The 14,150-nt window shown below is 62.5% G+C and carries 2 protein-coding genes; one reads left to right on the forward strand and one right to left on the reverse strand.

Annotated features, from left to right (window positions below; genetic code table 11):
* Positions 1-194: 194 nt before the first annotated feature.
* On the reverse strand, positions 195-13,190 hold the full coding sequence (locus tag FBY12_RS23365) for a non-ribosomal peptide synthetase (RefSeq protein ID WP_145256295.1): 12,996 nt from the start codon (positions 13,188-13,190) through the stop codon (positions 195-197).
* 370 nt (positions 13,191-13,560) lie between these two features.
* Here FBY12_RS23365 and FBY12_RS23370 point away from each other — a divergent pair, with 370 nt between their 5' ends.
* A complete protein-coding gene (locus tag FBY12_RS23370; protein WP_056856344.1) occupies positions 13,561-14,109 on the forward strand; it encodes an RNA polymerase factor sigma-70 in 549 nt (182 codons plus the stop codon).
* Positions 14,110-14,150 lie beyond the last annotated feature (41 nt).

The following is a 14,150-nucleotide window of genomic DNA, read 5'->3' on the forward strand; positions in this document are numbered from 1 at the left end:
GCTGTCTCCTCACCAAAATGGAGGGGGAAGACTGGGCCGCTGTGGCTTGGCAGTCAACCTTGGGGTGTCTGGGCTGACGCCTTCGCGGGCAAGCCTTGCTCCTACAGGTCGGAGTCGGCCCCGATATCGAGACCGACATAAATTCCGTGGGAGCAAGGCTTGCTCGCGATGGGGCCAGAACCGACGCTAAAGAATCAAAGCCCTTCCAACTCCGCCATCAGATCATTCAAGCGATCGACTTTCTCCTCGGTGATATCACTCGCCGCCAAACCTTCGATGTACTCCGCCAATTCCTCCACCGAACTGCACTCGAACATCGCCCGCAGCGGCACATTGCGTTGCAGGGCTTTTTGCACGCGCGAGGCGATTTGCGTCGCCAGCAGCGAATGGCCGCCGAGTTCGAAGAAATTGTCGCGCACCCCGACCTGATCGACCTTGAGCACTTCGGCCCAGATATCCGCCAGGGTCTGCTCCAGCTCGTTGCGCGGCGCCAGATAATCCTGGCTCTGCAACTGGCCGATCTCCAGCACCGGCAAGGCTTTGCGATCAAGTTTGCCGTTGGCGTTCAGCGGCAATTTGTCGAGCCACAACCAATGCAGCGGCACCATGTATTCCGGCAGTTCGGCGCGCAGGCGTTGCTTGATGCGTTCCAGGCGTTCGCCCGGATTGAGCGCCGAATCCGCCGCCCCCGTGCTTGCCACCAAGAACCCGACCAAGTGCTTGCCGTTGACGCCTTCCTGCACCCCGACCGCCGCATCGCGCACTTCCGGTTGCTCGTGCAGGCGCGCTTCGATTTCGCCCAACTCGATGCGATAACCGCGAATCTTCACTTGATGGTCGATACGCCCGACGTATTCCAGCACGCCATCGCTGCGCCGACGGGCCAGGTCGCCAGTGCGATACAAGCGATCACCCGGCGCACCGAACGGGTTCGGCACAAACACCTGGGCGGTGCGCAGCGGATCGCTGACATAGCCGCGCCCAACCCCGGTGCCGGCAACACACAACTCACCCACCGCACCCAACGGCACCAGTTCCAGCGCGCCGTCGAGCAGGTACAAACGGTTGTTGTCGGTCGGCGTACCAATCGGCAAATAACTGCCGCGCGTCGACGCCATGTCAACACGGAAGAACGCCACGTCGTCCGAACATTCCGCCGGACCATAAGCGTTCACCAGACCAATCTGCGGGTAACGCAGCAGCCATTGGTGCGCCAGTTCCGGCGGCATTGCTTCGCCGGTCGGCAGCATCCAGCGCAGGCCATCGAGGCTCATGCGCTCTTGGCCGAGCATGCCCTGAATCAGCGACGGCACGCTTTCCAGCACGGTGATGCCCTGGCTCTGCACGTGCGCCAGCAAACCTTGCGGATCATGGGCAATGGTGTTCGGCACGATGTCCACGCGCGCGCCGAACAGCGGCGCGGCGAGGAACTGCCAGACCGAAATATCGAAGCTTTGCGACGCGGTTTGCGCAATCACGTCCGCCGCGCTCAGGTTCAGGTACGGCACCTTGCTCAACTGGTTATTGAGCATGCCTCGTTGTTCGACCATCACGCCTTTGGGCAAACCGGTCGAGCCCGAGGTGTAGATCACGTACGCCAAATTATCCGGCGCGCTGTAGATGCCCGGGTTTTGCACCGAAGCATCGCTCGCCTGCACGTCTTCCCAGACCAGTAATTTCGGCCGTTCGGAACAGGCGAATTCATCCAGCAACGCCAGCGCCTGTTCATGGCAAGCCTGCGTGCAGACCAGCAACGGCGTGCGGCTGAGGTCGATGATCCGGCTCAGTCGCTGGCTCGGCAGGCCCGGATCCAGCGGCAGGTAACCGGCGCCAGCCTTGAAGCTGCCGATGATCATGCCGAGCAGATCGAGGTTACGTTCGGCGAGCAACGCCACCGGTTGATCGAGGCCTACCCCAGCGGCGATCAACGCATGCCCGAGGCGGTTGCTGCGTTGGTTGAGTTCGACGTAACTGTGCAAGCGGTCGAGGCAACTCGCGGCGATGCGCTGCGGATGCTGCGCGACCTGGGCCTCGAACAACTCGACGTAGCTCTGCTCCAGCGGATATTCATGCGCACTCTGATTGCAGCCGTGGATCAGGAACTGCTGTTCCTCGTCGCCCAGCAGCGGCAAGTCGGCCATGTCGCCATGGAAACCGGCAACCAGCGCCAGCAGCAGACGCTTGAACTCGCCAAGCATGCGTTCGATGGTGCTTTCGTCGAAATAACGCTGGTCATACGACAGGTGCAAACCGAGGTCGTCACCCGGATAGCAAACCGCCGTCAGCGGGAAGTTGGTGTGCGTGCGGCCGGAATCCGAGGTAGCGTTAAGGCTTTGCGCGCGGTCCAGTACCGAGACTTCCACCGGGGCGTTTTCGAACACGAAAAGACTGTCGAACAGCGGCTGGCCCTTCGGCAATTCGCTGTTTTCCTGAATGGTCACCAGCGGCAAGTATTCGTACTCGCGCAGTTGCATGTTGCTGTCGAGCAAACCGCTGAGCCACTGGCGAACGCTGCAACGCTGATGGTCTTCGGGCATTTTCACGCGCAGCGCGATGCTGTTGATGAACAGCCCGACGGTGCGTTGCATCTCCGGCATTTCCACCGGACGCCCGGCCACCGTAACGCCGAACAGCACGTCGCGATCACCGCTCAAACGGCGCAAAACCAGGGCCCACGCCGCTTGGGCGAAGGTGTTGATGGTCAGTTGATGGGCCTGCGCCAGTTCACGCAATTGCGCGCCGTCACGGGCATCCAGTCGGGTGTAGCGGTCGCCAACAATCATGCCGCCGCTGTCACCCGCGTGTTCGCGCAGGAACGGTCGGTCGCTGGGGATCGGCGTGGTGCGTTCGAAGCCTTTCAGGTTGCTTTTCCACCACTGCCGCGCCTCGCTGAGGCTTTGGCGTTGCAGCCAGCCAATGTAGTCGCGATAGCGCGGTGGCACGGCCAATTGCGCGTCGCGACCCTCGCCCAGCGCCAGGTAGATTTCGAAGAAATCGTTCATCAGCAGCGAACGGCACCAGGCATCGATGAGGATGTGGTGGTTGCTCATCATGAACCAGTAACGCGCCGCGCCGACCTTGATCAGACGCAAGTGAAACGGTGCCTGATTGAGCAAATCGAAGCCGGTTTCGCGCTCGTTTTTCAGCAACGCTTGCAGCTGCGGTTCTTGCTCGGCCTCGGCGACTGCGCTCCAGTCGAGGTACTCGATCGGCGTGCTGCCCGGTTTGTGGATCACTTGCAGCATGTCTTCGCCGACGTTCCAGCAGAACGACGCGCGCAACGCTTCGTGACGCGCAATCACCGCTTGCCAGGCCTCGGCGAAACGCTGCGGATCGAGCTCGCTGTTGATGCGATAGCGATCCTGCATGTAATACAGGCCGGTGCCCGGTTCCAGCAGCGTGTGCAGCAACATGCCTTCCTGCATCGGCGTCAGCGGGTAGACGTCCTCGATCAGCGCCGCAGCAATTGGCAGCGCATCGAGTTGCGTCTGGGTCAGCCGGGCCAACGGGAAGTCCGACGGCGTCAGGCCACCGGCATCGTCCTGCAAGCAATGTTCGATCAGGCTGTGCAGCTCGGCGACGTAAGCGTTCGCCAACTCATCAATGGTATGCGGGTCGTGACGCTCAGCGCTGAAGGTCCAGCGCAGCAGCAGTTCACCGCCATACACCTGACTGTCGACACTCAGCTCGTTCGGCAGCGGCGCGTGCGCATCGTGGGCCGCGCCGACTGCTTCATCGAGCGGGCGGAACAACGCGTCGGCGCCGAAGCTCTGGTCGAACTGGCCAAGGTAGTTGAAGGTGATCGGCGCCACCGGCAACGCACTCATGGTCTGCCGGCACAGGTCGTCGGCGAGGTAACGCAACACGCCATAACCGAGGCCTTTGTGCGGCACGCTGCGCAGTTGTTCCTTGATTGCCTTGATCGACGCGCCCTGCCCGTCCGCCGGGGTCAAGCGCAGCGGATAAGCGCTGGTGAACCAACCGACGGTGCGGGTCAGGTCAATCTCGTCGAACAGGGTTTCGCGGCCATGCCCTTCGAGTTGAATCAGCGCCGATTGCTCGCCGCTCCAGCGGCAAATCACCCGGGCCAACGCGGTCAGCAGCAAGTCGTTGACCTGCGTGCGATAAGCGCTCGGCGCCTGCTGCAGCAACTGCCGGGTGCGCTCGGCGTCGAGGCGCACGCTGACGGTTTGCGCATGACGATGCTGCTGGCCGCCCTGCGGGTCATCACACGGCAAGTGGCTGACTGGCCCGGCCAGTTGCGCCTGCCACCAGTCGAGTTCTTCGCGCAGCGATTCGCTGCCGGCATAGGCCTGCAAACGTGCGGTCCAGTCTTTGAAAGCACTGGTTTTCGCCGGCAGCTTCAGCGCTTGCCCGGCATCCAGTTGACGGTAAACGGTCTGCAGATCGTCGAGCAAAACCCGCCACGAAACGCCATCGACCACCAAGTGGTGAATCGCGATAAACAAGCGTTGCTGCCCTTCAGGACCATCGACCAGCAACGCGCGCAACAGCGGCCCTTGTTGCAGATCGAGGCTGCGTTGTGCGTCGGCGAACAGCGCCGCGCATTTGTCCATGGACGAAACGCGCACTTGCCAGAGGATCGGGCTGTGGTTGATCGCCTGATGCTCGGCATGCCACTGACCATCGGCCGCGGTAAAACGCAGACGCAAGGCGTCATGCTGCTCAATCACCGCCAGCAGCGCTTGCTCGAGCCGAGGCGCGTCCAGCGCGCTGGTCGGTTGCAGCAGCAACGCCTGGTTCCAGTGTTGGCGCTGGGGAATATCGGTGTCGAAGAACCAGTGCTGAATCGGCGTCAGACGCGCTTCGCCGCTGAGCAAACCCTGCTCGGCGCTGACCTGCTCGGTGCGCGTCGCGACGGCGGCAAGCGTCTGCACCGTTTGATGCTGGAACAAGTCGCGCGGGCTGAAGTGAATGCCTTGCTGACGCGCGCGGCTGACCACTTGAATCGACAGGATCGAGTCACCGCCGAGTTCGAAGAAATTGTCGTTGAGCCCGACCTGCGCGACGTTCAGCACTTCGCACCAAATCCCGGCCAACGTCAGCTCCAGTTCATTGCTCGGCGCCACGTAATGCTGACGATTGAGCTCCGGGTCCGGTGCCGGCAATGCGCGGCGGTCGAGCTTGCCGTTGGCGGTCAGCGCCATGCTGGCCAGCAGGATCAGGTGCGTCGGCACCATGTAATCCGGCAACTGCGACTTGAGGTGTGCCTTCAACGCTTCACGCAAGATGGCTTGTTGCGCTTCGTCCTGTTCGGCGACGTCCGTCACCAGATAACCGACCAACTGCTTGCCGCTCGGCGCGTCCAGTGCCAGCACCACCGCTTCGCGAATCGAAGCATGTTCGAGCAAACGCGTTTCGATCTCGCCGAGTTCGATGCGGAAACCACGGATCTTCACTTGATGGTCAATCCGCCCGAGGTATTCAACCAGCCCATCGGCGCGCTGGCGCACCAGGTCGCCGGTGCGGTAAATACGCCCGCCATTGGCCGCGAATGGATCGGCGACAAAGCGCTCGGCGGTCATCCCGGCGCGCTGGTGATAACCCTGCGCGAGGCCAGCGCCGCCGACGTACAACTCGCCGGTCGCGCCTTGCGCCACCAGCGCCAGATCGGCGTCGAGAATGTACGCGACACGCGCGCCGATCACGCTGCCGATCGGCACGCTGCCGAGGCCTTCTTCCAGCACTTGCGGGGCCAGACTGGCGAGCGGCATGACCACGGTTTCGGTCGGGCCGTACGCGTTGAAAAACACGCTCGGCTGGAACGCTGCGCGAATCCGCGCCAGGTGTTCGCCGGTCAACGCTTCGCCGCCGGTGATGCACATGCGCACCGGCAGGGTTTCGCCCTGAGTCGCCAGCCACTGGGCCAATTGGCTGCCGTAGCTTGGGGTGAAACCGAGGATGTTGATCTGATGCTGACGAATCAACCCGCAGATTTCCTCCGCGTCCCACTGCCCTTGAGCGCGCAATACCACGTGCGCACCGCTCAACAACGGCACCAGCAGACGCTCGGTGGCGGCGTCGAAGTTGATCGAATAGAAGTGCAATTCGCAATCGTCCGGGCGCATGCCAAAGCGCTCGATCACCGCTTGGCAGTGCATGGCGATTTCACCGTGCGAGACTACCACGCCTTTCGGTTTGCCGGTCGAACCGGAAGTGTAAATCAGGTACGCCTGATGTTGCGGCAGGCTGATAAACGGCAACTCGCTGGCCGGGTAATGGGCCAGTTCGGCGGCGTCTTCTTCGAGGCAGCAACGGGCCACGGTCGCCGGCAATTCACCCAGCGCGTTGAACATCGCCTGATCGCTGAGCAGCAGACCGATGCCGCTGTCTTCGATCATGTAATGCAGGCGATCGAGCGGGTATTCCGGGTCGAGCGGCACATAAGCGCCGCCAGCCTTGAGAATCGCCAGCAGGCCGATGACCATTTCCAGCGAGCGCTCCAGCGCGAGGCCGACGCGCACTTGCGGGCCGACGCCACGCTCGCGGAGCATCCAGGCCAGGCGATTGGCGCGGCTGTCCAGTTCGGCATAGCTCAGGGTTGCGCCGGCGAAGGTCAGCGCCGGCGCGTCTTGGCGCGCCAGTGCCTGCTCGCTGAACAGGTGATGAATGCAATGGTCGAGGCGATGTTGGCCCGGCTCGATGCCGAGGCTGTCGAGCAGGTTTTGCTGTTCGGCGGATTCGAGCAGCGGCAGCTCGCTGAGACGCTGCTGCGGATCGGCCAGCAACGCTTCGAGCAGATTGCGCCAATGCCCGGCCATGCGCGCAATGCGCGGCTCATCGAACAAATCAGTGCTGTAAGTCAGGCAGCAACCGAGCCGATGATCGAGGTCGGTGACTTCCAGGTTGAGGTCGAATTTGGTCGCCCGCGCATCGTTGGCCAGGTACTCGACGGTCATGCCGGCGAGCGTGCGGCTCTGCTGGAATTCCCAGCGCTGCACGTTGCACATCACTTGGAACAACGGGTTGTACGCGGCACTGCGCGGCGGCTGCAAGGCTTCGACCAGATGATCGAACGGCAAGTCCTGATGCGACTGGCCTTCGATCACGGTGTGGCGCACCTGCTCGAACAATTCGCCGACCGACATCTGCCCATCGAGTTGGCAGCGCAGCACTTGCGTATTAAGGAACGCGCCGATCAGCCCTTCGCTTTCCGGGCGAATACGGTTGGCCACCGGCGCGCCGATGCGCAAATCGCTCTGGCCGCTGTAGCGGTAAAGCAGCACGGCGAGCGCAGCGGTCATGGTCATGAACAGCGTCAGGCCGTTTTGCGCATTGAACGCCCGCACCCGCGCCGCGAGGTCGTCGCTGAGGTCGAAGCGGAACAATTCACCCTGGTGACTTTGCACTGGCGGACGCGGACGGTCGGCGGGCAATTCCAGCAGCGGATGCTCGCGGCCCAGTTGCGCGGTCCAGTAATCGAGCTGACGTTGGCGCTCGCCAGATTCCAGCCACTGACGCTGCCACACGCTGTAATCGAGGTATTGCACTGGCAACGGCTGTAGCGGCGATTCGCGGTCATCGACGAACGCTTCGTACAGCGCGCTGAGTTCGCGGGCGAAAATATCCATCGCCCAGCCTTCGGTGACGATGTGGTGCAAGGTCAGCACCAGGTAATGTTCCTGCTCGGCGGTCTTGACCAGACAGGCGCGCAGCAGCGGACCGGTTTCCAGGTCGAACGGCTTGTGCGCCTCAGCGTCGGCCAATTGCTGGACCTGCGATTCGCGGTCATCGGCATCGAGTGCGGTGAAGTCTTTCCAGTCCATGCGCACGCCGGTGTCGGCGTGCACCTGTTGCCGCGCCACGCCGTCGACGCTGGGGAACGTGGTGCGCAGGGTTTCGTGGCGAATGATCAGTGCTTGCAGCGCCGCTTCAAAACGCCCGACATCCAGCACGCCGCGCAACCGCGCCATGCCGCCGACGTTATAAGCCGGGCTGTCCGGCTCCATTTGCCAGAGGAACCACATGCGTTGCTGCGAATACGACAGCGGCACCGCTTGGCTGCGATCGACCTTGTCGATCGGTGGCTGGCGGTTGGTGTTGCCGCTGAGCTGAATCAGCCGCACTTGCTCGGCAAACGCGCCGAGTTCGCTGTTTTCGAACAAGGCGCGCAACGGCAATTCGACGTCGCAGGCCTGGCGTGTGCGGGAGATGATTTGCGTCGCCAGCAGCGAATGTCCGCCGAGGGCAAAAAAGTCGTCGCGCAGGCCGATTTGCTCCAGGCCCAGCACTTCACGCCAGATCGCGGCGATTTGCTGTTCGAGTTCGCTCACCGGTTCGACGTGTTCGCGCACCTGCCATTGCGGCTCGGGCAAGGCGCGGCGGTCGAGTTTGCCGCTCGGGCTCAGGGGCATTGCATCGAGGCGCATCAGTTGCGCCGGGACCATGTATTCCGGCAACTCGGCGGCCAATGCGGTTTTCAGGCGTTGGGTTTGAACATCAATGTCTTCAGCGGCATCCGCTGACGTGTAGTAACCGATCAACTGGCCACCGGCAGCGGTTTCGCGCACCAGCACCACGGCTTGCGCCACACCTGATTGCGCGAGCAGCCGCGCTTCGATCTCTTGCGGCTCAACGCGGAAACCACGCAGTTTGACCTGCTGATCGAAGCGTCCGAGGTATTCGATCACGCCGTCAGCGCTCCAGCGCGCGCGGTCGCCAGTGCGGTACAAACGCGCGCCGTGCTCGCTCAGTGGGTCGACCACAAACCGCTCGGCGGTCAGCGCCGGACGCCGCAGATAACCGCGCGCCAGACCAATACCGCTGATGCACAATTCGCCCGGCACCCCGGCCGGCACCGGGTTGAGCTCGCTGTCGAGCACCCGGCAAATCACGTTGCCCAGCGGCCGGCCAATCGGCGAGCGCTCGCCATCGGCGCTGGTGCAATGCCAATGCGTGACGTTGATCGCGGTTTCGGTCGGGCCATAACGGTTGTGCAATTGCACCGCCGGCAATTGCTCGAGCACGCGGTTACGCAGCTCCGCCGGCAATGCTTCGCCACCAGAAAAAACCCGGCGCAGGCTGGTGCATTCAGCGGTCAGCGGTTCTTCGATGAACAATGCCAACAGCGGCGGCACAAAGTGCAACGTGGTCACGCCGTATTGCTGGACCAGTTGCGCGATGCGATGCGGATCGCGGTGTTCGCCGGGGCCGGCGATCAGCAAACGCGCGCCGGTGACCAACGGCCAGAAGCATTCCCACACCGACACGTCGAAACTGATCGGCGCTTTTTGCATCAGCACGTCGGTTTCGTCGAGGCGATAGGTGTTCTGCATCCATTGCAAACGTTCAGCGAGGGCGGCGTGGGTGTTGCCGACGCCTTTTGGCTGACCGGTCGAACCGGAGGTGTAAATCACGTACGCGAGGTTGTCGCCGTGCAAGTGCAGGCCCGGCGCCTGACTCGGCCAGTTTTCCAGGTGCAAGGCGTCCATGGCGATGACGCTGACGCCGTCGGTGGCCGGCAAGCGCTCAAGCAACGCAGTCTGGGTCAGGAGCAATTCGACGCCGCTGTCGCTGAGCATGTAAGCCAGACGCTCGGCCGGGTAATCCGGGTCCAGCGGCACATAGGCGCCGCCAGCCTTGATGATCGCCAGCAGGCCGATCAACAGTTGCGGCGAGCGCTCGGCGGCGATGGCCACGCACACGTCCGGGCCGACGCCTTTGTCGCGCAGGTAATGCGCCAGGCGATTGGCTTGCGCATGCAGTTCGGCGAAGTCGATTTGCCCGCCGTCCCAGATCAACGCGGTGCGCTGCGGGGTCAGCAGCAGTTGCTCATTGAGCCGTTGCGGCAGCCATTGGCTGGCAGGTATGCACGGCGCCACGCTCCATTGTTGCTGTTGCTCGGTCTCGCGCGGATTGAGCAATTGCAGATCGCCGACAGCGCGTTGCGGCTGCTCGCAGACATCCCGCAGCAAGTTGCTGAAATGCTCGGCCAGGCGCTCGATGGTCGTCGCGTCGAACAGCTCGTCGGCGTAGTCGAAAGACAGGCTCAACCGCCCGTTGCGATCCTCTTCGCTGTGCAATTGCAGGTCGAACTTGGCTTCGCGGCTGTGCCACGGCAGCTCTTCGGCGAGCAGTCCCGGCAAGCGGCGCAAGGCACTCAAGTCGCGTTGCTGGTGGTTGAACATGACCTGGAACAAACCGGATTCGCGCGCCTGCGGAAACGCTTCCAGCAGTTGCTCGAACGGCACGTCCTGATGGGCTTGCGCGCCCAATGTCGCTTGCCGGGTTTGCGCCAGCAGCTCGAGGAACGGCAGCCGCGAATCGACCTCGGCGCGCAGCACTTGGGTGTTGATGAAGAAGCCGATCAGGCCTTGTGTTTCCAGGCGCGGCCGGTTGGCATTCGGCACGCCGACGCGGATATCGCGCTGGCCGCTGTAGCGATGTAACAGGCTCTGAAATGCGCTCAACAACAGCATGAAAGGCGTCGCTTGATGCGCGAGCGCAGTCTGGCGAATCGCTTCGCTGAGGCTCGCGCCCAGACGCACGGTGTGGCGTGCGGCGCTGTGCAGCTGTTGCGCCGAGCGCGGGTGATCAGTGGCCAGGCTCAGCAGCGGATGCTCGTCGCCCAACTGTTCTTTCCAATAGGCGAGTTGACGCTCGCCCTCACCTTGCGCCAGCCATTGACGCTGCCAACTGCCGTAGTCGGCGTACTGGGTTGGCAGCGCCGCAAGGTTGGCGGTTTGCCCCTGCGAAGCGGCGGCGTACAGGCGCGAGAACTCGTCGATCAAGACGTTCAGCGACCAACCGTCAGCGATGATGTGGTGCAGCGTCACCAGCAGTTGATGGTCCTCGTCGTCGAGGCGCACCAGCGTCACCCAAAGCAATGGACCTTTTTCCAGATCAAACTGCGTGCGCGCCTCGTCTTCACGGATTTGTTGCGCGCGCACTTCGCGTTTATCGGCCGGCAAGTCGCTGATGTCGATCAGTTGCAGATTGAATTCAGCGGCGTCATCCACCTGTTGCAACGCCACGCCGTCGCGCTCGAAGAAACGCGTGCGCAGCGATTGGTGACGCTCGATCAACTGCTGGAAGCTGCTGCGCAAAGCGTCTTCATCGAGTTCGCCGCGCAGACGCAACGCCCCCGGAATGTTGTAGGCGTTGCTGTGCGGATCGAGTTGCCAGGTGATCCACAAACGGTTTTGCGCCAGCGATTGCGGCAGCGCTGCGCTGCGCGACAACACGCTGATCGCGCCTTGGGCCTGGCCGCCGTCCTGCTGCAATTGCGCGACCGCAGCGGCAAACTCGCCGAGGCTCGGCGCTTCGAATAACAGGCGCAGGTTCAGTTCCACGCCCAACACTTCACGCAAACGCGCGACCACTTGCGTGGCAGCGATGGAGTTGCCGCCGAGGAGGAAAAAGTGATCGTCGGCGTTGACCTGTTTGACCCCGAGCTGTTCGCACCAGAGGTTGCCGATCAGCGTTTGCAGCTCGGACGCGGAGTGCGTTGCGCCAGCGCTTTCGGCGGTTGCCGAGGGAAACAACGCATAGCTGTCGAGGCTGCCGTCCGCCAGACGATTGCGGCACGCCGAGCGTTGCAGTTTGCCGCTGGACGTCTTCGGCAGCGCGCCGGGATTGAGCAAAACTACAACGCTCGGTGCTTGCTGATACGCCTCGGCCACGGCTTGGCGAATGGCTTTGATCAACGCTTCGGGCGGCAGAATTTTCTGCACGCTGCGGCTGATTTCTGCGGCGATGCCGATGCCTTCCTCTCCATCAGTAGTGATCGCGAACGCGGCGACGCGGCCCTTGCGCACCACTTCCACTTCGCGCTCGACGGTCTGCTCGATGTCCTGCGGATAGAGGTTGTGGCCGCGCACGATGAGCATGTCTTTCAGGCGCCCGGTGACGAACAATTCACCGCCGCGCATGAACCCCAGATCGCCGGTGCGCAGCCAGGTGCGGCCCGCGTGTTCGACGAAAGTTTTGCGGCTGGCCTCGGGGTTGCGCCAATAACCGTGGGCGATGCTCGGCCCGGCGGCCCAGACTTCGCCGACGGCGTTGTCGGCCAGTTCGGTTAACGCCAGCGGATCGACGATCAGCACCGCGTGATCCGGCTGGCTGATGCCGCAACTCATGATCGCCGCGCCCTCGCCTGCTTCGGCGCGGTTCTGCGCCAAGGCTTGATCGTCGACTCGCAAATTGCCGATGCCGTGGCCGCGCGCGGTGCCGGCGACAAACAGTGTGGCCTCGGCCAAACCGTAGGACGCCATGAAGCTGTTTTCGGTAAAACCGCACGCGGCGAATTTCTCGGCGAAGCGTTCCAGCGTGTCGAGGCGAATCGGCTCGGAGCCGGAATAGGCCACGCGCCAGCCGCTGAGATCGAGGCGTTCCAGCGCCGATTCACTGACCCGCTCGCTGCACAAACGATAGGCGAAATCCGGGCCGCCGCTGATGGTGCCGCCGTACTCGCTGATCGCTTCGAGCCAGCGCAACGGCCGGCCGAGGAAGTACGCCGGCGACATCAACACGCACGGCACGCCGCTGAAAATCGGCTGCAACAGACCGCCGATCAACCCCATGTCGTGGTACAGCGGCAGCCAACTGACGATGACGTCGTCGGGGTTCAGATCGATGCCAAAACCATGGCGAATCAGCAGCTCGTTGGCGACCAGATTGCCGTGACTGACTTGCACGCCTTTGGGCAACGCGGTCGAGCCGGAGGTGTATTGCAGGAAGGCAATGTGCTCGTCTTCAAGCTCGGGCAACACCCAATCCTCAGCCAACGCGGCGTCGAGGGTATCGACGCACAACAGCGGCGGCGCGCCGTCGATTTGCGACAAGGCGTCTTGCAGACCGGCGCTGGTCAACAGCAGGCGCGGTTCGGCGTCGCTGATGATCGACAGCAAGCGTTCCTGGTGATGACGTTTGGCCGACTCCGGCGGATAGGCCGGCACCGCGATCACCCCGGCATACAGGCAACCGAAAAACGCCGCGACGTAATCCGGGCCGCTGGGAAACAGCAGCACCGCGCGATCGCCAAACGCCGCTTCGGCCTGCAATGCGCCAGCAATGGTGCGGGCGCGCTGATCGAGGTCGCGATAACTGAGGACCACCGTTTGATCCGCGGTTTCGGCGAGAAAACGCAAAGCCACTAGATCCGGCGTCAGAGCCGCGCGGCGCTGGAGGGCTTGGACCAGTGTGCTGGGGAGTTCGAACGCGTCGGTCATGAGGTTTCCTGCCTGAATTCGGCTTGCAAGTTGGAATCGGTTTTCGCTGCTCACGCGCAATAAATGGCGTGCAGGACGCGGTCTTCGCCGACCGCGCAAGGCTTGGGAATGCTGTTATGGCGCGGCTCGGAACCGCTGCCATTCACCAATGAGAACGATTGATGTCTTGAAATAATTAGTCGGCAGGCTGCAAACGCAACAGGGCTGGGCGCGACAGCGTGTCGCAGTTCGCACTCTGCACTTTTGTGGAGCATTAATTCTCTTTCTCAATTGACAATCATTATCATTCAACATAATTTGTCGCTCGATGTGTAGGACGGCTCAGCTCCCCTGGTCGCCCCACAACCCTATTTGCAGCAAGGTGATTTCCATGACGGAACAAGTATCCACAAGCAGGTGCGATTCACCGCTACTTCAGGCCTTCGTCGACAACAGACTGATTCTGGTCAAAATCGCAGCACGCATTACCGGCTGCCGGTCGCGGGCTGAAGATGTGGTGCAAGATGCGTTTTTCCGGCTGCAATCAGCGCCGCAGATCACGTCTTCGTTCAAGGCTCAGCTCAGCTACCTGTTCCAGATCGTGCGCAATCTGGCGATCGATCACTATCGCAAGCAGGCGCTTGAGCAGAAGTATTCGGGGCCTGAAGAAGAGGGTTTGAACGTGGTCATCCAGGGCGCTTCGCCGGAAACCTCGCACATCAATTTCTCGACCCTGGAAAACATCGCCGACGCGCTGACCGAGCTGCCGAGCCGCACACGTTACGCGTTTGAGATGTACCGTCTGCACGGCGTGCCGCAGAAGGACATCGCCAAAGAACTCGGGGTGTCGCCGACACTGGTGAACTTCATGATTCGCGACGCGCTGGTGCATTGCCGCAAAGTCTCGGGCAGCCGCGCGGATACATTTGCCCGTCGTTAAAAGCATCGCGGGCAAGCTTTGCTCCCACAGGTCAGAACCGT

Source organism: Pseudomonas sp. SJZ131, from assembly GCF_007828705.1.
GTDB lineage: Bacteria > Pseudomonadota > Gammaproteobacteria > Pseudomonadales > Pseudomonadaceae > Aquipseudomonas > Aquipseudomonas prosekii.

Excerpts from the sequence above, each read along its gene's own strand:
- FBY12_RS23365 (WP_145256295.1), bottom strand. The coding sequence starts at position 13,190 with ATGACCGACGCGTTCGAACTCCCCAGCACACTGGTCCAAGCCCTCCAG.
- FBY12_RS23370 (WP_056856344.1), top strand. The coding sequence starts at position 13,561 with ATGACGGAACAAGTATCCACAAGCAGGTGCGATTCACCGCTACTTCAG.